The organism is Bacillus luti, assembly GCF_009739945.1.
Classification (GTDB): Bacteria; Bacillota; Bacilli; order Bacillales; family Bacillaceae_G; genus Bacillus_A; species Bacillus_A luti.
Map to the genome: position 1 here is coordinate 423843 of NZ_CP040336.1, position 21388 is coordinate 445230.

The following is a 21388-nucleotide window of genomic DNA, read 5'->3' on the forward strand; positions in this document are numbered from 1 at the left end:
TATGTACTAAGGGGGAGATACAAATGGCAATGAGAGTAAAAGAAGTAGCTGATTTAGTTGGAATTAGTGTGCGCACACTGCATCATTACGATGAAATTGGGTTGTTAACCCCAGACGAGACGACAGAGTCTGGATATCGTCTGTATTCCAATGAAAATTTAGAGACATTGCAGCAAATTTTATTTTTTAAAGAACTAGGCTTCCCTTTGAAGAAAATTAAAGAAATTATCATGAGTCCATCATTTGACCGAGAAGAAGCGCTACAGCTTCATAAGAAAATGCTTCTTGAAAAGCGAGCTAGGTTAGATAAAGTGATTGCGACTATTGATAAAACCATTCAGCATACAAAAGGAGAGATTGAAATGACGAACAAAGAGAAATTTGAAGGATTCGATTTCAGCCATAACCCATATGAAGAAGAAGCACGTGAAAGATGGGGAGATACAGCTGTAGATAAGGCGAATGAATATGCGAAAGGCATGTCAAAAGAGAAGCAAGAAGAGTTTAATGATATTTATAGAAATTTAGCGGCGCTTAGACACGGATCACCTGATTCTAAAGAGGCGCAGTCCGCTATTAAAGTATGGTACGATTACTTGCAAAACTTTGGTCACTATTCGTTAGATGCTTTTAAGGGACTTGGCCAAATGTACGTCGCTGATGAGCGCTTTACGAAAAATATCGATAAGTTCGGCGAAGGGTTAGCGCAGTTTATGTGTGATGCGATGGAGGTTTATGCGGATCGTAAGAAATAGTCAAAAATAAAGAAGGTGGAGGTTTTCTCCGCCTTCTTTATTTTTTAATCATATCATTCAAAGTCTGATCCCCCGTATTGTTTAAATGAGGATTTTTACTCATTTCCCGTTTTAGCATGTCGAGGCTCTGTGTATATTCTGTATCATTTAAAGCGCCAGATTGAAGGCCTTGAATTTGAGAAATCAACTTTTGGTCTGTTGATACATATGCTTTATAATAGCGAGGGACGATGGACAAAGCAGCTTTATATACTTGATCTGCTACGAGTTTTGGATCCGTTGTGTTAGCACGGTATACAACAAATACTTCATCATCGGTAACAAGCGTAGCAGCGTTTGTAACGTCGGGAAGTTTGACTGTCATGCTTGTAATCATTTCAGCGACTTTCTCGCGGTTAATGGCTCCTACTTGTTTGTTAGATACTTCATGTTTTTGTTTAGATGAATAGCCGACCCTTGTAAGCCGTGTATTTGTATTTTCCGTATGATACATGTCGTTTTTATTGGAAACAAGAACACGACTTCCTTCTTCACGTTCCATTTCGGCTTTATTCGTTGATTGACAGCCTGCAAATAAGGAAAGAGTGAGGAGAGAGAGTATAATTTGTTTTTTCACGATGTATCACCTCCTTCTCCATAGCATGCACTAATTTTCAATTTTTTGTATTTGAAATTGTTGGTTGGTATGCTTTGTGATACGATAAAAAGAAGAATGCTTAGAGAGGAAGTTAATGATGGAGCAAAAGCAAGAGCAAGAGATGCATGCTACGGTGAGCATTAATAATGTTCAGTACGAAGTAATTAAAAACTTTCGTGAGGGTTTTAGTGAAGAAGCATTTAAAGAGCGTTATGCAGAAATTTTAAATAAATATGATTACATCGTTGGGGACTGGGGTTATGAGCAACTTAGATTGCGCGGTTTCTTTGACGATAGTAATCAACGTTCGACATATGATACGAAAATTAGTACTTTATCAGAGTATTTATACGAGTACTGTAACTTCGGTTGTGCACACTTCGTATTACGAAAAGTGAAGAAATAAAAAAATCCTCTTACGATTGTAAGAGGATTTTTTACATATTCTCATTCACAAACAAATTGAAATAGAATCACCTTCAGAAAGGAGTGTATTTGGTTTCATTTGTTGTCCGTTCAATTGAATATCTCCACTTTTAATTTTATCCACAATGAGTGTACGGCTCCAGTCGGAAATATATGTGGATAAAGCTTTATCGATTCGGTGGGAGCCGAAAATGAGATCTAATACGATCGTGATTTCGGCTATGCCGTTTTCTTTATGTTGCATAATGGAAATAGTAGTACTTGTTTCCGTTTGATATTGCTGGGGCATATCGACTGTTTCAACGTGATCAGTAAATGATTTATAAATACGCAGTTTTTGATTCCACGTATGATCTTTCGGACATTTATAAATGGCAAAGCGGTATATGTTTTTTCCGTTGGCGTTATGCCTGCGAATATTTGTGTCAGTAAATAGGGTAGTACGTCCGCAATTTTTACAATATTTTTCGATTGTGTGTTGCTCGTTTTCATATAAACTCCAAGAAAGTTGTACTTTCTGCATTTTTCTTCACCTCTTATAGTAGTGGCAAAGAAACGTAATACAGCTATTTGGATGTCTTGTAGTATGAAGACATGGGAAGTAGACAAAAATAAAAGGAGATTCCCCCAAAGAGGAACCTCCGTAAACATCATACTACAGATGCAATACGTTCCTTTGTAATGGGAATGGGCAGACTACTCCCTTGAAAAAGCACGGTGCTTTTTTGAGAGTAATGCTATCCGATTGCTTATCCATCACAAAGTAAATGTTGGCATACGTAGATAACGTCCTTTCTATCCAAATAGATTTGTTCTTAATTATAACATAAAAGATTGAAAATTCAAAACTCTTATAACGAAGAAACACCAGCTAAAATAGCTGGTGCATACGATAAATTATATAAGTTCAAATAAAAATGAGCGTAATTCTTCTGCAATTTCTTCAGTCATAGAAAATGCATGCTCTAAGTAGCCTGATTCGTTTAAATCGTCAGGACCGATGATAGCAAATTTATTGCGCTGCATATCGAGTACAATCGTTTTACCGTAATGACGATCGGAGTATAAAAGCGCTAAATCATGACGCTCATTTTCCCCCATAAAGCTAACGAAACGAGTTCTTGTAGCGACTGTATCGTCGTACAGAAAGAAACGTTCTTCCATACACATGGCTCCTTTTATTAAATATCTAAGTTTAAGTGTGGTTTATGATCTAAATGGTGATGCGTTTTAATGAATCGTACCGTTCTTGTTTTGTAACGCATAACGATAGAATATGTTTCAGCTAAATCTCCACCAAGGAATTTTACGCCGTCTAATAACTCACCAGCAGATACACCTGTTGCTGAGAAGATTGCATCATCCCCAGATACTAAGTCATCTAACATAAGAAGTTGACGAGGATCTTCTAATCCCATTTCACGACAACGAGCTTCTTCTTCTTCATTCATTGGAACTAAGCGAGCTTGCATTTCACCTTCAAGGCATTTTAATGCTGCTGCAGAAATAACGCCTTCTGGAGCTCCGCCGATACCTACAAATAAGTCGATACCCGTTCCAGGTAGTGCTGTTGCGATTGACGCACCAACATCACCATCACCAAATAATTTCACGCGTGCACCTTTTGCACGAACACGGTCAATAATATCTTGATGACGTTCACGTTCTTGAACGATAACTGTTAAATCACGAATTTTTTTATTGTTAGCTTCTGCTACAATTTCAATTGTTTTTTCAATTGGATCATCTAAGCTAATTTTACCAGCTGCTTTTGGACCAACCGCGATTTTTTCCATGTACATATCAGGAGCATGAAGAAGGTTTCCTTTATCTGCGATTGCGATAACTGCCATTGCATTTGCAAGGCCTTTTGCAACGATGTTTGTACCTTCTAATGGATCAACGGCGATGTCTACTTCTGGACCGTTACCTGTTCCTAGTTCTTCACCAATATATAACATCGGTGCTTCATCAAGTTCTCCTTCACCAATTACAACTGTACCTGCCATGTTTACTGAATCGAACATATCACGCATTGCTGTAGTTGCTGCATCATCTGCTTCATTTTTCTTTCCGCGGCCCATCCACTGTGCGGATGCTAAGGCTGCTGCTTCTGTTACACGGACAATTTCTAGTGCGAGTTCACGTTCCAAGATTCCATTCCTCCAATTTCAAAAATCATACAAATATAACTATAACAAATAACGGAGAAAAGGTGAATTCGAAAAATTGTCGATTTTTTCAGAAGAAAGCGTTACAATTAAAATGTAAATGCTTTAATTTCCAGGTAGGTGACATTCATGTATTTTGTAGACAGAAAGAAAATAGAACAAATGCTAGTATGTTTAGAACGAGCAACAAGTACATTTCAAGAGAAAAAGATATATGAAACCGAGTTTGAATTTTACGCATTAGAACGCATAGCTCATTTAATTATTGATTGTGTATTAGATGTAGGGAATGCGATGATTGATGGATTTATTATGCGCGATCCAGGAAGTTATGAAGATATTATCGACATTTTGATGGACGAGCGAGTGATAAGTGCAGAAGAAGGACAAGCAATGAAAGAAGTGATCCTTCTTCGAAAAATGCTTACGCAAGATTATATTCAAATGAATCATGATGAATTATATAAGACGATTCAAAAACATATTGCAGTGGTAGAGAAATACCCAGCAAATATTCGCGGTTATTTAGAAAAGGAATTAGGACCTGTATCTGCATTTGTACCAGAATAATTGTGCTTATAAGATCCCCAGGAATACCTTTTGGGGATCTTATATTGTGTGTGTGAAAGAAAAGGGAGATGGGTGAAGCATGGGGGGAGCACGTACGACGAAAGAAGAGATTGTCCAAGTGTTGAAAGTAAAGGGAGAGCATACAGTAGCGGAACTAGCTGACGTTTTAGAGATTACAGAAATGGCGATTCGAAGACATTTAAGTAATCTTGAAAAAGAGGGACTTATTTATTCCAAGATGGTAAGACAACATGTCGGAAGACCAACTTATTTGTATGGATTAAGTGAAAAGGGAGAAGATACATTCCCAAAAGAATATAAGCAATTTGCGATTGATGTGCTAGAAGATTTAGCTCGAATGGGTGATGAAAAAATACTTCGTTACGTTTTAAAAGAGAGAACGAAGCGAATGGAAGAACAGTTGCAAAAGAGAGTGAGTAATCAAAAGAATTTAGCATATAAAGTGCAAGAGATAGCAGCAATGCAAGAGAGAAACGGTTACATGGTTCAAATAAAGAGAGATGGAGAGAACTCTTTCATAATTGAAAAACAAAACTGTCCGTTAAAAGAAATTGCAGAGAGATTCCCGCAAGTATGCGAAGATGAAAAAGAGATGTATAATCGTTTATTTGCAGGGGCAGATGTAAAGACGCTAGCAAACATGTGCGAGGGCGATTGTAGTTGTTCTTACCAAGTAAAAGAGAAAAAATGAACGTTATGGGGCGCTTTAAGGTAAAGCGTTTTTTTCTTTTGGAAAAACGGGTAATATAAGAGTAGTATGATAGGTGAGAACGTTAGCATAGAAGGAGAGACATAATCGATGTATAAAGGTTACTTAATTGACTTAGACGGTACGATGTATCGCGGAGAAGAACAAATTGAGGAAGCAAGCGACTTCGTAAAAGCATTAGGAGAGCGCGGCATTCCGTATTTATTCGTTACAAATAATTCAACTCGCAAACCAGAACAAGTGGCAGAAAAACTTGTTCGTTTCGATATTCCAGCTAAAGCTGAGCAAGTATTCACAACGAGTATGGCGACAGCAAACTTTATTTATGAGCGTAAACAAGATGCAACTGTATATATGATTGGTGAAGAAGGCTTACACGATGCACTTGTGGAAAAAGGATTTGAACTTGTGGATGAAAATCCTGACTTCGTTGTTGTCGGTTTAGATCGTGATATTACATATGAAAAATTAGCAAAAGCGTGTCTTGCTGTGCGTAACGGCGCAACGTTTATTTCTACAAATGGGGATATCGCTATTCCAACTGAGCGAGGATTGCTACCAGGTAACGGTTCATTAACGTCAGTTGTAGCAGTATCAACAGGTGTGGATCCAATCTTTATCGGAAAACCAGAATCAATCATTATGGAACAAGCGTTAAAAGTGCTTGGCATAGAAAAAAATGAAGCATTAATGGTTGGGGATAACTACGATACAGACATTTTAGCAGGAGTAAATGCTGGTATGCATACTCTTCTTGTCCACACTGGAGTCACAACTGTGGAGAAGTTAACAGAATATGAAGTACAACCGACGCAAGTTGTGCATAACTTGACGGAGTGGATTGAGAAGATGTAATGAAATGCAGGTAACCGGAAGAGGTTACCTGTTTTTTTATGCATAATTGCATATTCGCTGTTGTTATATAAAATGTAAAATTTATATGTAATGATATCGGAGGGAGGGAATTAGAGTGTATTGGATGTCATGTATTATGTTTGTTTTTACATTATGTGTTTTGTTTTTTGTTCTATGGAAGATATATAAAATAAATGAAATGAAAAAAAGTGCAGGAAAACTCATTGCAATGTATCCTCGGGTGAAAAGACGTTGGATTGCATTACTTGGACCAGCATATTTCATTGGACAATGTATGTATATATATGCTCAGTACGTAAGTGGCGATATCGATACAGTTGAACAGTTTATCATTCAGCTAGGTATTCATGCTGTAGCAAGCTGTTTTATGACTTTAATAGCTATCCATCTTATTAAAAGTGTACAAATATATGAAAAAGGTGTAGTAGACGGATTAAACTTTTATTCATACGAAGAATTAAAAGGCTATAAAACATCAACATGGGAAAATCCAAAAGAAAATATATTTTTATATCGCGGGCGAGAAAAAATGAATGACAATGTGAATTTACTTATTAGACAGGAAGATATGAATGAATTAGAAAGCATTCTTCAAAGATATATTCCGAAATTAATGATGAAATAAAAAACTCCGGTTTTAACAACCGGAGTTTTTTTATTAAAACGCTCGATTCACAACATCTTTAACCTCTTCAAGATATTGTTTACGCACATCGTTATCCACAGAAGGGACGCTTGTATAGAATGTATGCTCAAGCGTTTCAATGCCTGTGAATTCAAAAATACCAACATCTGCAGTTTTCTTCATCGCTTCAAACATACCGCCGGCTAGGTATGCTTCTTTTGTATTTCCCATTGTAGATAATAACAATCCTTTTTTACCGCTTAATAACTTTTCAATGCCGTTTTCGCCGTAAGCATAAGCGAAGCCATGGCTAAATACGCGGTCAACGTATCCTTTTAAAATAGCAGGAAGTCCCGCCCACCAAACTGGATAAATGAATGTAATGCTATCAGCCCAAGAGATATGTTCTTGCTCTTCTTTAATATCTTCTGGTGTGTTTCCTTGAGAAAATGAGATGAAATCGGAAGCGCCTAATACTGGATTGAAGTTTAATTCGTATAGATCGCGAACGCGTACTTCATGACCTTTTTCTTCTAATTCACTTTTTACCGTTTCTAAAATCGCATGGTTGAAGCTTTCCGTATTTGGGTGTGCATAAACGATTACATGTTTCATTGTTCTTCCTCCTATTTGTGGATATGTGAGTAGTTTTTTGTATTCGTGTAACTAGTATGGTTACTTTTGTGACGAGAGTCAATTTTTCTGACATGAGAAATGTTAGTATGTGACAAAAAAATACAAAATAGTAGGGATTTTGCATTTTTGAATAGAATATATAGATTGGTAAATTGAGAGAGAAGGGGATATAGGGATGAATATTATTGAAATGGAAAGGTTAGAAAAATCGTTTGATATTGGGGATAGTAAAGTAAAGATATTAAAAGGTATCAATCTTCAAATTCAAAAAGGAGATTTTGTTTGTATTATGGGGGCAAGTGGGTCGGGTAAAACGACGTTGCTTCAGTTATTAGGTGGATTAGATATTCCAACAGTAGGTAGTATCCGAGTTGATGGTACAGAGATTTCAACATTAAAAGAAAAAGAGCTCGCTTTATTTAGAAGGCATAAAATCGGCTTTATTTTTCAGCAGTTTAATTTAATTCCAGTGTTTAGTGCGGAGGAAAATGTGGGATTGCCGTTGCTGTTAGACAATGTCTCGCAAAAGAAGGCAACAGTGACAGCAAACCGTTTATTAGATCTCGTTGGGTTAAAGGGAAAAGAAAAGCATTTACCAGCACAGTTATCAGGTGGACAACAGCAAAGGGTAGCGATAGCAAGAGCTTTTGCAAATGAGCCAGCTATTATATTAGCAGATGAACCAACAGGGGCTTTGGATTCAGAAAATAGTAAAAATATAATCGCAGCACTCCGCAATGCATGTGATGAGTTAGGACAAACAGCTGTCATTGTAACACATGATCCATTCGTAGCGGCTCACGCCGATAAAGTCGTTTTCTTATTAGATGGGGAAGTGATTCATGAACATGCTGAAAGTAAAGGATGGAAATTTCGAAATATCCCGCAACAAGTTACTCACATTCAAGAGATTATGAATCGTCACTTTAAAGTAGGAGGTAAAGGTGATGCGATGGGTAATTAAATATGCAGTAAAATCGATGAAACAAAATTGGTTGCGAAATATGTTGATCGCTCTCGGTGCAGCTTTAGGTGTTATGTTAGCGACGATGTTATTACTAGGCAATCAATCAGTAGAGCAAAGTGTGAAGGAACAAGTAGTAAGTAGGTATGGAGATTATAATTTGCAATTTGGCTATATAAAAAATGATATGTATTTAAATAATGAAAGTTTAAAAGGAATAGATGGTTTAGAAAATGCTGAAAAAATATCAAAAGTACTTATACCATATCCTTTTCCAAATTATAAAGAGTTATCGGGAAAGCCGTCTTATTGGGGTGTTGAGCAAGATTCTCCAGAAATGCATTCTTATAAAATATTAGAAGGTCGATATCCGAAAGAAGGGGCTGAAGTAGCGCTGACAAAAGGGTATACAGATCGTGAAAATATACGGGTAGGAGATTTGATTAAACTACCATTCCCGCAGCATGGAGAAAAGACTGTGAAAGTTGTTGGGATTTTAAATCCGCCGTTAATGGCGGCAATGGGGCACGGTGCTTACTTTCCAATTCATTGGCTTCAAAAAGAATTAAATCTACCAAATCAATTCAATCTTGTTCAAGTGAAAACACCCGATGTAAATGTGAAGAGAGCAATTGCTCTTGATGTAAATAAGAAGATAGAAAATATAAAAGTGGATCAACGTACTTATGTTGATAAGGCATTTGAACGATTAAATGTAATGAAGCCGTTAATTTTTAGTTTAGGTGGTATTGCTTTATTTGTTGTAGCTCTTTTAATAATGGGAAGTTTCTTCTTATCTGTCAGAAGTCGATTTAAGCAATGGGCATTATTACGTGCACTTGGCAGTAATCCTAATCAAATTATATTAGTCGTTTTATTAGAGGCTTTATGTATTGGAGCGATTGGATCGTTAGCGGGAGTTATTCTTGGGGCAGGTACGCAAACAATTGCAGCATCATTCATTAATAAATGGGTGAACATTGAGGGGGCAGGGAAAGCATCATTCTCGATTTCAGGTGAGATTTTACTCATTACGTTTTTATTAGGGATTGTTATGTCTGTCATAGGGGCTATTATACCAGCTTTCATGGTTAGAAAGATTCCACCAGTGCAAGCACTTCGGCCAGGGCTTCCTAGTAATGAGAAAAAAGAAAAGAGATGGAGTGCTTTTAGCCTTAGCATTTTAATCATTGGTACCGTTATTGGACTCACGGGTAACATATTAGAGCAGTATATCGGTTTTAATCCAAGTGCGATAGGAGCGCTGTTATTTGCAGTTGGTTTGTTATTCGCGATTCCATTATTTATTCGTATGATAGCACCAGTGATTGCAAAACCGTTTCAAATGATATTACGAGTTGAAACGACGATTAGTAGCCGGAATGTAGTTCGTTATCGGAATAAAGCAGCTGTGTCGGTTGCCATACTAGCATTTGGTTTTATGTTAGCGCTTGTTGGAACGATGTATGTAAACTCTATGTATGAAGGTATGAAAAAAGGATTACAAAAACATTTACCAGCGGACTTAGTAATAAGAATTCCGGTAGAGTCGCAAGGAATCGAAACATTACCGTTTAGTTGGATGGAGAAGGTTAGAAAAATTGATGGTGTAGAGGCGAGTGTCGGGAATGCTACTGACTATACAGCAAAGCTTGTAAATTATGATTTTAAAAAAGCAAATCAAGAATGGTATGAATTTGCGAAAAAAAATAATTTTAACTACGATTCAATCGAAGTTGTAGGTAACGATATTGTGTCGTATGAGAAAGTAACAAAGGCGAAAGTGATTGCAGGACAAAAATTAAACAAGCCATTACAAGAGGGAGAGGGAGTCGTTACGAAGGAAACGGCTAAAAATTTAGGACTTCAGTTACAGGATACGATTGAAGTACAAGGGAAAGGAAAAGAAAAGCAAACGATTAAAGTCGTTTCGATTATTGAGCAAGGATTAAGGCTAAGATCATCAGATGTTTTTGTTAATGAACAATGGGCCCGTGATAAGTTTCACGTGCAAGGATATGAAGCGATTCAAATTATGACAAATTCTAATCAATCATTTGAAGCGATTAAGAAGCAAGTAAAAGAAATTACAAAGAATAAAGAGAACGTAGAAGTTATTAATAGCTATGATTTATTAAAAGAACAGGAGCAGCTATTATCGCAAATGATGATGTTAATTCGTTTGTTAGTTGTCATTATTTTTATTATTTCTGGTATAGGATTAATGAATGCGATTGTTGCAAGTTTACATGAAAGACGTGCAGAAATTAGTATGATTCGTGCCGTAGGAGCTATTCCGAAGCAAATGAGACGGATTGTTTTATTAGAGGGAACTTTACTTGGAGCGATAGCTGGTTGTATTGGCATTTTTGGCGGGATTTTGTTTAGTTATATTGTGTTATCAAGCTTAGAGTTAACGGTTATTATTATTCCGTATAATCAAGTTTTCATATTGGCTCTAGCTAGCGTGGTGCTTGGAGCAGGGGCAGCATTGATTGCTTCATTACAACTAAGAAAGTTCAAATTAAGTGATACTTTAAAGGAGTTATCAGCATAAAAGATTGCTATACCCCGCTCATACAAAGAACAAATAAAACAAATAAAATGATGACGATACCAATACCAAAGTTAAATACGAGAGTACTATCCATATATGTAACCCCCTTATTTGAAAGTAAAAAGCACTCTAACGAAAGAGTGCTTTTTTATTTTGAGTCTACTTCAAAACTGTGAGAAAGGAATTCATGGGTGTAAAGAGTTACATTATTGTATGTGTTTATGTTTTGAAATGAGTAAGTCCTTGTGAAATGTAGAAAAAAAGACATTCTTTCGAATGTCTTTCATGATGACAGAAGATGTCAATTGCTTGAATTTGATAAGACGTCAATTTTCCGATTAACGTCTTTTCTTAATCAAGAAGTGTAACAACAGCGATTCAAATAAATTGTAGCATGTTTGAAATGAGTGTGCGTATGTAATTATGCATATTACGATTAAAGGGAAATCGGATGTGAAAAATGAATGAGTACATATACAAAATATTTGATAAGGGGCGAGAGGGATGGATATACATAAGTTAACAGAAGAAGAAGCGATGGAGATAACGATGTGGACGTACGAGGAGCCGTATAATTTATATAGTTTCTCAGGAGGGGCTGAAGTAATAGAAGAGTTGCTCGAGGGGACATATTATGGCTGTTGTGACGATAAGGGAGAACTCATTGGTTATTTTTGTTTTGGGGAAAATGCACAAGTGCCAGGTGGAAGAGATGCTCATTTATATGGTGGAGAAGATGTAGTCGATATCGGACTTGGCATGAAGCCAGATTTAACAGGAAAAGGGATGGGGAAAACATTTTTTCAAGCTGGGATAGCTTTTGCTGCGACAGCATTTCATTCGAAACATTTGCGACTTAGTGTAGCAACATTTAATAAAAGAGCGATTACGTTATATAAGAACATAGGATTTCAAGCAGGACCAGTTTTTTTGAGCCGCGGAAGAGAATTTATGCTTATGGAATATGAAAGGCCGTCAGTATGAAACTGACGGCCTCGATACTTTATTCTGAATGCTCAGCTCTGTGCGCTAAGCGGCTTGAAGCAGCGGCAGCGATTCCGCCAACGATATCATCAAGGAATGTATGCACTTTTCCAGATGATTTATCATTTAAGTATTCTAAAATGCCAGGTTTTAATTTATCGATATATCCAAAGTTCGTGAAACCGATAGAGCCGTACACGTTAACGATAGAAAGTGCGATAACTTCATCAATTCCGTATAAGCCTTCATCACGTTTTACGATATCTTGTAATGGCTGACTTAGCATTCCTTTTTCAGCGAGAACATCAAGTTCAATACCAGTAATAAGTGCGTTTTGTACTTCGCGTTTTGATAGTACACGCTCAACGTTATAACGGCATTCTGACATCTCTAGATTTGTATGGTATTTATTTTGAAGAAAATGAACAAGTTCAGCAATGTCGTCAATTGTTACACCACGTTCTTGTAATAGTTGTAATGCTCTTTCTTGTAGTTGATTGGATTCTTTCATGTTTATCACCTTTTTTTCTTTTTAGTATTTGTATACGTTTCGTTGCTTTATCATGTGCATAGGAATGAAAGGCGAGCACAAGCTCATATATATAAAGAAAAACCATAGGTGGCGACTGCGATGATTCAGCATATTTATGAGCATTATCACATGCATGTTAAAGAATTAATCCCCCTTGGCCCCTATAAAAGCTTTTGGATTCGCAACAAAATTTATGTACTTGTTCCAATTGGAGAAATGGAGGAAGAAGTACTTGTAGAGATGAAAAAGCTCAGTGATTATATGAACCAGCAAGGGGATATAACTGTTGCGACTTTCGTTCCGACTATACACGGCTACTATGTAAGTGAGATAGAAGAAAAAAATTACTGCTTATTAAAAGGTATGCGCACGTTAGAACGACATGCTATATCATTAGGAAGCGAGCTTTCTATATTTCATAAACGTGGTGCATTCTTTCCAGAAGAAATCGAGCAATTAAGCCGCATTGGTGAATGGAAAGCGTTATGGGAAAAAAGGCTCGATCAATTAGAAAGGTTTTGGCAATCACAAGTGATGAACCACCCTACAGACGTATTCGATCAATTGTTTATCGAATCCTTCCCGTATTACTTAGGAGTTGCAGAAAATGCAATTCAGTACGTTGTCGATACAGAGATGGATGATACGCCGCAAATGAGTGATGCGGCAACAATTTGCCAAGAACGATTTACACCTTTATTATGGCATCAAACGAAGCGTCTAAAACTTCCTTTTGAGTGGGTGTATGATCACCCAACTAGAGATATAGCAGAGTTGATTCGCTATATGATGATAGAAAAAAAGAAAGACTGGGAGCAAACAATCGTTCAATTTGTTACAGATTATGAACGTAATTATTCGCTATCCTCATTTGGTTGGCGCTTATTATTTGCAAGGCTCCTGTTCCCGCTCCACTATTTTGAAACAGTCGAACGATATTACCAAACTGGAAACGAAGAACAAAAAAGCATATATAGAGATCGCTTAGAAGCCATTTTACACGATGTGAACCGCTCAGAGCAATTTATGAGGCATTTTTATGGATCACTTCGTTTACCAATCGATAAGTTAGGGATTAGGAAATTAGATTGGCTGTCTTAAAATAAAAAGAGACCGATTGAGGTCTCTTTTTTTATACTACAATTGTATGTAATACATTATGCCCCTACCTGTTGATCTGCACATATATTTAAAATGAATTGATGTTTTTCGATTTTTTCATTTACTTTACTCAATAATTCTTGCTGGATTTCTTTAAATAAAAATTGATAGCTCGCATTCCATGTTGGTATAACGGATGAAAGGTCTAATAAATACTCTTTTTTCTTTTCTAGTTCTTGAATTGTTAAAAAAGTGTTCCCCATTTTTGGCATGTGTCGTCCCCCTATGTTTTTTAATTTATATGTGTGAACGATTCACTATATAGTATCAATTATCTCATTTTTTGAGAAGGATTTCCAATTTTGTTTTATGATGTTAACGGATAATGGATATTTGAATAAAAAAAGAGACCCAAATGGGTCTCTTTTTAGCAAGCGATTCTGAACGAGCCGCTTCCGCTTTTAATAATATCCAGCTCCAGCGGCTAAAATATTCGGTGGCTTCGCTTCTTCCGCCGAGGCAAAAAGCGCCTCTATGTCTGAAGCTCCATCCCCCTCATATTTTGAACGAGCCGCTTCCGCTTTAAATTAAAATACTTGTTCTACTTCAATAACGCCTGGTACTTCTTCTAGTAATGCGCGTTCGATACCAGCTTTTAGTGTGATTGTAGAACTTGGGCAGCTTCCGCATGCACCCATAAGGCGTAATTTTACGATACCTTCTTCAATGTCTACTAATTCAACGTCTCCGCCATCGCGAAGTAAGAATGGACGTAATTTATCTAATACTTCTAGTACTTGTTCTTGCATATGTGGGTTTTCCATTTTTATCGACTCCTTTCATCAGTTTTATTATAATCAAGATAGAGGGGAAAATCTATTTTTTCTGTTCTTGTTTTATTGTCGAAATATTTTATCATGTTTATAACGTGTTTTTTCAGTATAGGGGTATGGAATAAGTTTGTAAAATGATGTGCTTATGTAATAAGACATCTGAATATACTGTTAGAACAAGAAGTGGGGGAGAAGAAATGGTTAATGTGCAAGTGTATGGGACGAAAGTAATTTGTGCGAGCTGCGTTGGAATGCCATCTTCAACAGAAACGTTTGAATGGTTACAAGCGGCAATTGGTCGTAAATATGAAGGACAAGAAAATAAATTTAAGTTTGAGTATATTGATTTTCAAGAAGAACAAGAAGATGAAGATAAGAAAACATTCGCAGAGCGAGTAGTGGAAGAAGATTTATTTTATCCAGTCGTTCTTGTAAATGGAGAAATTGTTGGAGAAGGCAATCCTCGTTTGAAGGATGTTTACGAAGAAATCGAGAAATATTTATAAAACAAGAAGTCTTTGCAAATTAGCAAAGGCTTTTTTATATGGAGGGATCGATGTGGAAAATGTAGTGAAGCATGCTCTACCAGAAGAAGTAAAACAGTTAATGGGGCAGTACATTGCAGAATTAAAAGAGATTTTTTTAGATGAAAAAATAGTCGGCGTATATATTTACGGGTCTATCGCACTCGGTGCATTTCATGTAGATACGAGCGATGTAGATTTTGTTACAGTAATAAGTGATTCTGTGAATGAGGCTGAAAAACAACAACTTGTAGAACTGCATAAGAAACTAAGTGATAGTACGTTAGGGAAACGAATGGACGGCATGTATATTCCGCTCGCTGATTTAGGGAAATACAATGATGAAATGAATGAGTACGTGTATTGTGCAGATGGTAAGGCGAATGTAGGACATTGGGATATTAATGCAGTTACATGGTGGACATTGAAAAATCAAGGTATTACAGTTACCGGGAAAGAAGCAGAAGACCTTCCGTTTCAAATAAGGTGGGATGATGTAGTACATACGATGAAATACAACGTAGAACAGTACTGGAGTGAGAAGGCGAAGCAGCCATATTTATTCTTTATAGAAGAGTGGGTAGAATCAGCGGTCGTTACGATGGGGCGTATTTTGTATACACTAGACCATAAAACAATCGTCTCAAAGGATAGAGGATTACAATACTTGTTAGAGCGTTCAGCGAAAGAATGGGAGCTTTTATTAAAAGAAGTAGCGAGAATACGGGAGAATCCAAAAGAAAAGCGAATGCTCTCAAGGTGGAGAAGGGCAGATATGACGAAGAGGTATTTGCTGCACTTAATTGAGATGTGTAGAGAGAAATGGTAGGAGGAAAACAGACGATGCAGTAGATTGTATCGTCTGTTTTCGTGTCAATAAATGGTATATAATGGTTAAAAAGGTTTAATTATACTGGAGGGATATAATGGACACAGAATTAGTTACATATAAAGAAAAGAATGTACAAATGAGTATACTCAAAGCAATTAGTATTATAGTAATTATTTTTGTGATAATGCATGGAATTGGTTATTTGAACTTTTTATATGACTCCTCATTATATCCGTGGTATGTAGATCATCTTATTCCATTCGTCACATTTTTTACGATTGTTTTAATATATTCACCAGCAAGAAATTACTGTTTACAATTAGTAAAATCAATACAGTTCAATAATTTTAAGCATTATGTAACGATAGTAATGACAATGATTGTCCTCCTTATATACCTTGCAGTATTAACTTTAGTTCTACCAACGGAATTTAGTATGGAGGAGTCTAATATAGTAATAGAGCCTACTATAAATGAACTAATTCTATACGTAGTTATGCTCACAATTTTTGCACCTGTTTGGGAAGAAATTATATTCCGAGGTATGTTTTTTACGAAATTATCTCAGCGCTTTTCTACACTTACTAGTATTGGTATAAGTGCTTTTATATTTACTTTAGGTCACCCACTTACTTTAGGAAGTATTTTATATATTTTTGGTTTAGGTGTATGTTTAGCTTACACTTATAAGAAAACAAATAATTTACTCGTTCCAATTGGGATTCATGTATTAAACAATTCGTTTTATTTATTATTAAATTTTCAACTGTAAAAAGACGTCCTTTTGAAAAGGGCGTCTTTCCTATTTTGTAGTAGGTGGAAAAGGCTTTACAAGTAACGTGTACAGGAAAGATAATAGAAAAAATATGTGCATGGAGGAAGATGATGAGTAAATATAAATTACCTATAGATAAAGAGCAACTATGGAAAGGGTGCGTTTTAAATTCGATTGCCCATGCAATTAATGTAGCGCATTGTCCAGATTTCTCGCATGAAAGTTCATGGGACGGATTTAACTATAGTATGCAAGATACTCAAGGCGGACAAGGGACAATTACGTTTCATCCGAATTACACGATTGTATGTCTTCAAGACGTGAATAGTGAGAGAATTGACGATTGGATTGATGCAGCAAATTATTTTGAAGGGGCACCTTTGGAAGTGATAGACATTGCGAAAGAGGAAGCACTTCAATACGTATTAGAAGAAGTAGAAGGTGAAACAGTTCCTTTCATTACAACAGCTTTTTGGATTGAGGATAGCGGTGCGTATTCAATCGATTCATTTGAAGAAATGGAAGAGCACGGTGGATTTTTATTAGAAATTCCATTACTGGATACGGGATCTGCAATAGAAAGATTGGAAGAAGAGTATGCGCTAACAGAGGAACAAATAGAGCTTTTACAACTCGTGTATGAGAGAAAAATCGAAAATCCAAATGAGGAAATTAAGTTATCTAAAGAAGAAGTAGCGATGATTGGAACGGATGATAGTGAAGGGTTAGAAGTTAGTAAAGCGTCGTTTGAAGAGATGAATATTATTTGGGAGTTGTAGGGGAGGATAAAATGTTTCCGATTGGTGATCAGCCGAAGATTACGAAAGACTTAGCAAGTATAGCTGGTGATTTAGAAGAAGTAGCGATTGAGGGGAAAACAAAAAATATAGAGCGACTAGCATCTTTGCAAGTTAAAAAGTTATGGGTGTTCGCAGTAAATCAAAAGCAGTTTGATCATATTCTTACGTATGTTTGTCCCGATATATTATATGTTTACGAAATGAGGGTCGAGGATTTAAGTAGCCTTCAGAAATTGTCTAATTTACAACAGTTACATATGTGCTGGAATACAAAAGCGAAGACGTTATGGGATATTGATTATAATAAAAAACTCAAATCCTTACTAATTGATGATTTTTCTAAGTTAGAAGATTTAAGTGCTTTAAGTAAGTGCACACAACTCAATACCTTCTATATGGGTGGTGGGATAAATGCAGCGATGAAAGTACAAACTTTAAAACCACTCGCTGAATTACAGCAGTTGCAAAAGCTTACTTTGATGAATTTAAAGGTTAAAGATGATTCATTAGAACCGTTAATGCAATTGGAAACTTTAAAAGAGTTAAGCATATCTAATCAATTTAAGGTAGAAGAGTATGCAAAAATATCTGTAGCATTGCCATATACGGAATGTGAGTTTTTTAAACCTTATGTACATATGAACGATGCAATAGAGGGGAAAAATATAATGGTGACTGGGAGAAGAAGACCACTCCTTAATTCGAAGACGGATATCGTAAAGATGCAAAAATATGAAGAACAATTTAAAAAATTACAAGAGGAATATAAAGCACTAGTAGAAAGCACAATGTGAAATTACATTGCGCTTTCTACTAGTTTTTTCATATACATATCAACTTCATGAAAGAATACGGGCTCTTTTTCCTCGGTATTCAGATGCACAGCACAGTGTAAATATTGCTGTAAATAGTGATTAGCTTGCTCGTACTGTTTTAAGTTGTAGAAAGAGAAACAAGTAAGAAGCAGAAACGCTTTTTCTTGTAATATCGGAACGACAGCTAGTACCGGAGTAATAGAGTGTATATTTGTTTTTGCTAAATTCTCATAAGACGCCCACACTTGAAACCAGTCGAAAATAGTAGAAAGGTGATCCGGAATGTCGATAGTTTCATGTGAAACATTATGTAATATGGAACGTAGTGAAGTTTTGTGAAAAAACATCTTCTGTCCAAGCTATACACTTCATATTTAATCACCTGAAATAGTAGTTTTATGAACTTTATTTTATATATTATAATATGACTAGGGCTAGATTTTTTAAGAGAGAATGGAGAAAGTCTTATGATAAACCACAATAAAATTAAACAACTTTTAGAATATGTAGATCGTGCTGAGGATAATGAAATTGAGTTAGAGTATGAATTTGAACGAATGACAATAGAACTATTTAATAGTGAAGAAATAGAAGAAGGACAACTTGGTTATAGCGTTGATGAGGAAGGGCAAAGTTTAATCGGGAATGAAGCAGGAGATTGGAAAGATGGATGGATTGTAATTGGGATAGATTCGTATCTTGGAGATCCGATTTTTGTAGATAGTAATGACGAGAAGTGTCCAGTTTATACGGCTATGCATGGTGAGGGAGATTGGGAGCTGGAATGTATAGCGGAACGTATAGAAGATGTTATTGAGAAAGTTAAAGGTAGTTTAAAATAGTGGGAAATTAAGAGGATGTTTCAAAATGATTTTGGAACATCTTTTTTTATGCCTATGTAAAATGCTTAACTAAGTGTATTAAACGTATCATTCATAAGTATTCTAATATATTTAAAAGTAAAATGAAATAAGAAACGGATAATTGTCGGAATATATTCGATTTCCGTTCATTTTTATGAAATATATGTACTTTTTGTTAGATTCCTTCATTTTGTATGTATACAATAAAGTTATATAGAAATAAGAGAAGGATGATGTACGTGAAGGACACTGTTTTACAAGAAACAATTTCTACGCAAGATTTACATAAAGTTGTTAAAAAGAATACAGCTTATTATGACTTTAAATGGGGCAAAGTAGAAAATCCAGCGCAAGGGAATACGTGGAACTGGGTAGCCTTTTTCTTCCCAACTTTTTGGTTAGCTTATCGTAAAATGTATAAGTTATTCATTATACTTACGTTATTGGCGATACCTAGTATCGTTGTAACTCCTTTTATAGATATTCCAGATGGGATTTATTTAACATGTAGTTTAGCTCTTCAATTAGGAATGATGATATTTACTGGATGGCAAGGAAACCGTTTATATTATAAGCATGCTGTTCGTGTTTTACATAAGGGAGAAGATATGCCAGAGCATGAAAAAGCGTATTACGTGCAATCAAAAGGCGGCGCTAGTTTTGCTGGCATGATTGGTTTACAAGTTATAATTGGGATCGTGTTTGGTGGAGCGATGTTTGGACTCTCTCTTTTACCAACTGAGCCAAATATTAAAAATGTTGTTCGTTCAAGTGATGAAGGATTTACTTTAGAGGTTATGACTGATAATCCAACTTGGAAGTTTGTGAAGAAAGAAAAAGAGTATGATGTAGTAGAGTTTACTGGTTATGATTATATGGAGAAGAAAAATGTGAAAATTAAATTTGCTGTTTATTTTAGTGAAGACTATTTTGAATGGCAAGAAGTATATGAGAATAATAAGAAATTAAGTGAAGAAGAGTTAGAAGAGTATCAATTTTACATTGAAGAAAATAGTTGGGATTTCTAGTGAGAGCTCGTTCATTTTGAAAAGAAGAATCTTGTGAAGGTTCTTCTTTTTGTATATTAGGAAAGTAAATAATATTAGGAGGAAAAGGTAGTATGATGGATGTTCATTTTTATGATTGGGCTAAGAAACGGCCTAAAAAACATTATAATCGTTTACATGAAATGAGAATTTTTGAATTGATTTTTTCAAAGAAGTTAAGTAGCTTGGATCTTGGATTAGAAACTGTAGAAAATATAGATATATATTGCCTAGCAAACCCTAATAAAGATATTTCTTATGAACTACATGAGGTCCTGGGGGAGATTTGTATATCCGTACCTTATGATTATATGCAATTTTTAAATTTAGAATCAGTTGAGGAGAAATATAAGCATTTTTGTGAGTTGGTTCACCTCTATGTCGTACCAGCTATTGAAAAATATTCAACACTATCAATAGAAATGATTAAAGAGCATGTGAATGAAGCGCTTCAGGAAATAGAGAAAGAGAATTACGAGATTGTATTTTTAGTAGATAAAACACCGAAGAAGAGCCCAAGCCGAAAGAAAACGGCTATATTAAAAGGAATTCATCGTTCGGAAGGATTTCAGCTAATGTGTGAAGTGTATAACGATAAAGGGCTAAGAGTAGTGAATAAATTACTCGTAGAAGAGGTAGGGAATGCAGTAGTCTACTCTAGATTTTTAGGCAAACTAAAATGGGAAAATGAGCACTTAATAGTAGTGAAATCTAAGACAAGTAGTTGGATGGAAGAAGTACATGTCGAATAAGCTAATTAACGAAACATGTGAATACAAAACACCATACGAATTGAAATTTTGTAAAATACAATAAAAAATGAGAATTCCAGGTAGGCTTGTCAATAACGTGAGACTATGGCACTATAAAGAAATGCTATACAAATTTTATTTATCGAGATGTAAACATCAATTTTGATTTTTACGTATAAATAATGAACGGAGGAAATGAATTTATGGCTACTTTACCAAATTGTCCAAAATGTAATTCAGAATATACGTATGAGGATGGCGTTCTTTTCGTATGTCCAGAATGTGCTCATGAGTGGGGCCAAGAAGCAGAAGCTGAAAATAATGATGGTGCAAAAGTTGTAAAAGATGCAAACGGAAACGTTCTTCAAGACGGCGATGCTGTTACTGTCATTAAAGATTTAAAAGTAAAAGGAACGTCTTCAGTTGTGAAGATCGGTACGAAAGTAAAGAGTATCCGTCTAGTTGATGGCGATCACGATATTGATTGCAAAATCGACGGTTTCGGAGCTATGAAGTTAAAATCACAATTCGTTAAGAAGGCGTAAGTAAATAAAAGAGGAGGCAAATTACATTGCCTCCTCTTT

The 21388-nt window shown here is 35.8% G+C and carries 27 protein-coding genes and 1 pseudogene; 19 read left to right on the forward strand and 9 right to left on the reverse strand.

From position 1 onward, the window contains the following. The first annotated feature begins 23 nt into the window (after positions 1 to 23). Positions 24 to 755: a MerR family transcriptional regulator gene (locus tag EUC40_RS02110; RefSeq protein ID WP_156573425.1), complete on the forward strand. Its 732-nt coding sequence runs from the start codon at positions 24 to 26 to the stop codon at positions 753 to 755. A 37-nt stretch (positions 756 to 792) separates the two neighbouring features. On the opposite strand, the gene EUC40_RS02115 is transcribed toward EUC40_RS02110, so the two are convergent. Next, on the reverse strand, positions 793 to 1371 hold the full coding sequence (locus tag EUC40_RS02115) for a YhcN/YlaJ family sporulation lipoprotein (protein ID WP_002191082.1): 579 nt from the start codon (positions 1369 to 1371) through the stop codon (positions 793 to 795). A 115-nt stretch (positions 1372 to 1486) separates the two neighbouring features. On the opposite strand from EUC40_RS02115, the gene EUC40_RS02120 reads away from it, so the two are divergent. Further along, positions 1487 to 1798, forward strand: coding sequence for a YutD family protein (locus EUC40_RS02120; protein WP_084064961.1), 312 nt, complete (start codon positions 1487 to 1489; stop codon positions 1796 to 1798). Between the two features lie 45 nt (positions 1799 to 1843). Here the strand turns inward: EUC40_RS02120 and EUC40_RS02125 are convergent, their stop codons facing one another. From EUC40_RS02125 to glpX, 3 genes are all read right to left on the reverse strand, one after another. Continuing rightward, the gene (locus EUC40_RS02125) at positions 1844 to 2341 is read right to left on the reverse strand and encodes a cytoplasmic protein (RefSeq protein ID WP_156573427.1); all 498 of its coding nucleotides are present in this window, start codon (positions 2339 to 2341) and stop codon (positions 1844 to 1846) included. A 374-nt stretch (positions 2342 to 2715) separates the two neighbouring features. Then, complete coding sequence (locus EUC40_RS02130; protein ID WP_156573429.1) at positions 2716 to 2982, reverse strand: DUF3055 domain-containing protein; 267 nt, start codon at positions 2980 to 2982, stop codon at positions 2716 to 2718. A 17-nt stretch (positions 2983 to 2999) separates the two neighbouring features. Beyond that, positions 3000 to 3971: a class II fructose-bisphosphatase gene (gene glpX, locus EUC40_RS02135; RefSeq protein ID WP_000439090.1), complete on the reverse strand. Its 972-nt coding sequence runs from the start codon at positions 3969 to 3971 to the stop codon at positions 3000 to 3002. A 147-nt stretch (positions 3972 to 4118) separates the two neighbouring features. On the opposite strand from glpX, the gene EUC40_RS02140 reads away from it, so the two are divergent. The 4 genes from EUC40_RS02140 (at position 4119) to EUC40_RS02155 (ending at position 6790) form a co-directional block, all read left to right on the forward strand. Beyond that, the gene (locus EUC40_RS02140) at positions 4119 to 4559 is read left to right on the forward strand and encodes a DUF86 domain-containing protein (protein ID WP_000274002.1); all 441 of its coding nucleotides are present in this window, start codon (positions 4119 to 4121) and stop codon (positions 4557 to 4559) included. 79 nt (positions 4560 to 4638) lie between these two features. Next, complete coding sequence (locus EUC40_RS02145) at positions 4639 to 5271, forward strand: helix-turn-helix transcriptional regulator (RefSeq protein ID WP_156573431.1); 633 nt, start codon at positions 4639 to 4641, stop codon at positions 5269 to 5271. Between the two features lie 108 nt (positions 5272 to 5379). Continuing rightward, a complete protein-coding gene (locus EUC40_RS02150; RefSeq protein ID WP_063537924.1) occupies positions 5380 to 6144 on the forward strand; it encodes a TIGR01457 family HAD-type hydrolase in 765 nt (254 codons plus the stop codon). A 115-nt stretch (positions 6145 to 6259) separates the two neighbouring features. After that, on the forward strand, positions 6260 to 6790 hold the full coding sequence (locus EUC40_RS02155) for a DUF5673 domain-containing protein (RefSeq protein ID WP_156573433.1): 531 nt from the start codon (positions 6260 to 6262) through the stop codon (positions 6788 to 6790). Between the two features lie 33 nt (positions 6791 to 6823). Here EUC40_RS02155 and EUC40_RS02160 read toward each other — a convergent pair whose 3' ends face one another. Further along, positions 6824 to 7405 (reverse strand): NAD(P)H-dependent oxidoreductase, encoded by a 582-nt coding sequence (locus EUC40_RS02160; RefSeq protein WP_156573435.1) that lies wholly within the window; start codon positions 7403 to 7405, stop codon positions 6824 to 6826. 196 nt (positions 7406 to 7601) lie between these two features. Here EUC40_RS02160 and EUC40_RS02165 point away from each other — a divergent pair, with 196 nt between their 5' ends. From EUC40_RS02165 to EUC40_RS02175, 3 genes are all read left to right on the forward strand, one after another. Then, positions 7602 to 8390 (forward strand): ABC transporter ATP-binding protein, encoded by a 789-nt coding sequence (locus tag EUC40_RS02165; RefSeq protein WP_071712682.1) that lies wholly within the window; start codon positions 7602 to 7604, stop codon positions 8388 to 8390. Further along, positions 8374 to 10947, forward strand: a complete 2574-nt coding sequence (locus EUC40_RS02170; RefSeq protein WP_156573437.1) for an FtsX-like permease family protein — start codon at positions 8374 to 8376, stop codon at positions 10945 to 10947. The genes EUC40_RS02165 and EUC40_RS02170 overlap by 17 nt, the downstream gene beginning before the upstream one ends. Positions 10948 to 11451: 504 nt before the next feature. Next, on the forward strand, positions 11452 to 11931 hold the full coding sequence (locus EUC40_RS02175; protein ID WP_156573439.1) for a GNAT family N-acetyltransferase: 480 nt from the start codon (positions 11452 to 11454) through the stop codon (positions 11929 to 11931). Between the two features lie 19 nt (positions 11932 to 11950). Here EUC40_RS02175 and EUC40_RS02180 read toward each other — a convergent pair whose 3' ends face one another. Next, entirely contained in the window at positions 11951 to 12442 is a 492-nt protein-coding gene (locus tag EUC40_RS02180) for a phosphatidylglycerophosphatase A family protein (protein WP_071712679.1), read from the reverse strand. Between the two features lie 120 nt (positions 12443 to 12562). Here EUC40_RS02180 and yutH point away from each other — a divergent pair, with 120 nt between their 5' ends. Next, complete coding sequence (gene yutH, locus EUC40_RS02185; RefSeq protein WP_071712678.1) at positions 12563 to 13564, forward strand: spore coat putative kinase YutH; 1002 nt, start codon at positions 12563 to 12565, stop codon at positions 13562 to 13564. Between the two features lie 56 nt (positions 13565 to 13620). On the opposite strand, the gene EUC40_RS02190 is transcribed toward yutH, so the two are convergent. Both EUC40_RS02190 and EUC40_RS02195 read right to left on the reverse strand, forming a co-directional pair. After that, entirely contained in the window at positions 13621 to 13836 is a 216-nt protein-coding gene (locus EUC40_RS02190) for a hypothetical protein (RefSeq protein ID WP_001125487.1), read from the reverse strand. A 315-nt stretch (positions 13837 to 14151) separates the two neighbouring features. Next, the gene (locus tag EUC40_RS02195) at positions 14152 to 14388 is read right to left on the reverse strand and encodes a NifU family protein (RefSeq protein ID WP_000431159.1); all 237 of its coding nucleotides are present in this window, start codon (positions 14386 to 14388) and stop codon (positions 14152 to 14154) included. 206 nt (positions 14389 to 14594) lie between these two features. Between EUC40_RS02195 and EUC40_RS02200 the strand changes: the two genes are divergently transcribed. From EUC40_RS02200 to EUC40_RS02220, 5 genes are all read left to right on the forward strand, one after another. Then, positions 14595 to 14903, forward strand: a complete 309-nt coding sequence (locus EUC40_RS02200; RefSeq protein WP_002198966.1) for a YuzD family protein — start codon at positions 14595 to 14597, stop codon at positions 14901 to 14903. Positions 14904 to 14955: 52 nt separating this feature from the next. After that, complete coding sequence (locus EUC40_RS02205; RefSeq protein ID WP_156573441.1) at positions 14956 to 15750, forward strand: nucleotidyltransferase domain-containing protein; 795 nt, start codon at positions 14956 to 14958, stop codon at positions 15748 to 15750. A 97-nt stretch (positions 15751 to 15847) separates the two neighbouring features. Further along, entirely contained in the window at positions 15848 to 16525 is a 678-nt protein-coding gene (locus EUC40_RS02210) for a CPBP family intramembrane glutamic endopeptidase (protein WP_156573443.1), read from the forward strand. A gap of 113 nt (positions 16526 to 16638) precedes the next feature. Next, entirely contained in the window at positions 16639 to 17307 is a 669-nt protein-coding gene (locus EUC40_RS02215) for a hypothetical protein (RefSeq protein ID WP_156573445.1), read from the forward strand. A gap of 11 nt (positions 17308 to 17318) precedes the next feature. Next, a complete protein-coding gene (locus EUC40_RS02220) occupies positions 17319 to 18122 on the forward strand; it encodes a leucine-rich repeat domain-containing protein (protein WP_016085717.1) in 804 nt (267 codons plus the stop codon). A gap of 2 nt (positions 18123 to 18124) precedes the next feature. On the opposite strand, the pseudogene EUC40_RS02225 reads toward EUC40_RS02220, so the two are convergent. Then, positions 18125 to 18460: pseudogene (locus tag EUC40_RS02225) on the reverse strand (hypothetical protein); the annotation flags it as partial. 150 nt (positions 18461 to 18610) lie between these two features. On the opposite strand from EUC40_RS02225, the gene EUC40_RS02230 reads away from it, so the two are divergent. From EUC40_RS02230 to phnA, 4 genes are all read left to right on the forward strand, one after another. Continuing rightward, positions 18611 to 18985, forward strand: coding sequence for a hypothetical protein (locus EUC40_RS02230; protein WP_156573447.1), 375 nt, complete (start codon positions 18611 to 18613; stop codon positions 18983 to 18985). 254 nt (positions 18986 to 19239) lie between these two features. Then, on the forward strand, positions 19240 to 20034 hold the full coding sequence (locus tag EUC40_RS02235; RefSeq protein ID WP_156573450.1) for a DUF2628 domain-containing protein: 795 nt from the start codon (positions 19240 to 19242) through the stop codon (positions 20032 to 20034). 92 nt (positions 20035 to 20126) lie between these two features. Then, positions 20127 to 20804 carry a hypothetical protein gene (locus EUC40_RS02240; protein WP_156573452.1) on the forward strand — a complete coding sequence of 226 codons (678 nt, stop codon included), beginning with the start codon at positions 20127 to 20129 and terminating at the stop codon, positions 20802 to 20804. A 203-nt stretch (positions 20805 to 21007) separates the two neighbouring features. Continuing rightward, complete coding sequence (gene phnA / locus EUC40_RS02245) at positions 21008 to 21349, forward strand: alkylphosphonate utilization operon protein PhnA (protein ID WP_000212737.1); 342 nt, start codon at positions 21008 to 21010, stop codon at positions 21347 to 21349. Positions 21350 to 21388 lie beyond the last annotated feature (39 nt).

Excerpts from the sequence above, each read along its gene's own strand:
- EUC40_RS02110 (WP_156573425.1), top strand. The coding sequence starts at position 24 with ATGGCAATGAGAGTAAAAGAAGTAGCTGATTTAGTTGGAATTAGTGTG.
- EUC40_RS02120 (WP_084064961.1), top strand. The coding sequence starts at position 1,487 with ATGATGGAGCAAAAGCAAGAGCAAGAGATGCATGCTACGGTGAGCATT.
- EUC40_RS02125 (WP_156573427.1), bottom strand. The coding sequence starts at position 2,341 with ATGCAGAAAGTACAACTTTCTTGGAGTTTATATGAAAACGAGCAACAC.
- EUC40_RS02130 (WP_156573429.1), bottom strand. The coding sequence starts at position 2,982 with ATGGAAGAACGTTTCTTTCTGTACGACGATACAGTCGCTACAAGAACT.
- EUC40_RS02140 (WP_000274002.1), top strand. The coding sequence starts at position 4,119 with ATGTATTTTGTAGACAGAAAGAAAATAGAACAAATGCTAGTATGTTTA.
- EUC40_RS02145 (WP_156573431.1), top strand. The coding sequence starts at position 4,639 with ATGGGGGGAGCACGTACGACGAAAGAAGAGATTGTCCAAGTGTTGAAA.
- EUC40_RS02150 (WP_063537924.1), top strand. The coding sequence starts at position 5,380 with ATGTATAAAGGTTACTTAATTGACTTAGACGGTACGATGTATCGCGGA.
- EUC40_RS02160 (WP_156573435.1), bottom strand. The coding sequence starts at position 7,405 with ATGAAACATGTAATCGTTTATGCACACCCAAATACGGAAAGCTTCAAC.
- EUC40_RS02165 (WP_071712682.1), top strand. The coding sequence starts at position 7,602 with ATGAATATTATTGAAATGGAAAGGTTAGAAAAATCGTTTGATATTGGG.
- EUC40_RS02170 (WP_156573437.1), top strand. The coding sequence starts at position 8,374 with ATGCGATGGGTAATTAAATATGCAGTAAAATCGATGAAACAAAATTGG.
- EUC40_RS02175 (WP_156573439.1), top strand. The coding sequence starts at position 11,452 with ATGGATATACATAAGTTAACAGAAGAAGAAGCGATGGAGATAACGATG.
- EUC40_RS02180 (WP_071712679.1), bottom strand. The coding sequence starts at position 12,442 with ATGAAAGAATCCAATCAACTACAAGAAAGAGCATTACAACTATTACAA.
- yutH (WP_071712678.1), top strand. The coding sequence starts at position 12,563 with ATGATTCAGCATATTTATGAGCATTATCACATGCATGTTAAAGAATTA.
- EUC40_RS02190 (WP_001125487.1), bottom strand. The coding sequence starts at position 13,836 with ATGCCAAAAATGGGGAACACTTTTTTAACAATTCAAGAACTAGAAAAG.
- EUC40_RS02195 (WP_000431159.1), bottom strand. The coding sequence starts at position 14,388 with ATGGAAAACCCACATATGCAAGAACAAGTACTAGAAGTATTAGATAAA.
- EUC40_RS02200 (WP_002198966.1), top strand. The coding sequence starts at position 14,595 with ATGGTTAATGTGCAAGTGTATGGGACGAAAGTAATTTGTGCGAGCTGC.
- EUC40_RS02210 (WP_156573443.1), top strand. The coding sequence starts at position 15,848 with ATGGACACAGAATTAGTTACATATAAAGAAAAGAATGTACAAATGAGT.
- EUC40_RS02215 (WP_156573445.1), top strand. The coding sequence starts at position 16,639 with ATGAGTAAATATAAATTACCTATAGATAAAGAGCAACTATGGAAAGGG.
- EUC40_RS02220 (WP_016085717.1), top strand. The coding sequence starts at position 17,319 with ATGTTTCCGATTGGTGATCAGCCGAAGATTACGAAAGACTTAGCAAGT.
- EUC40_RS02230 (WP_156573447.1), top strand. The coding sequence starts at position 18,611 with ATGATAAACCACAATAAAATTAAACAACTTTTAGAATATGTAGATCGT.
- EUC40_RS02235 (WP_156573450.1), top strand. The coding sequence starts at position 19,240 with ATGTACGTGAAGGACACTGTTTTACAAGAAACAATTTCTACGCAAGAT.
- EUC40_RS02240 (WP_156573452.1), top strand. The coding sequence starts at position 20,127 with ATGATGGATGTTCATTTTTATGATTGGGCTAAGAAACGGCCTAAAAAA.
- phnA (WP_000212737.1), top strand. The coding sequence starts at position 21,008 with ATGGCTACTTTACCAAATTGTCCAAAATGTAATTCAGAATATACGTAT.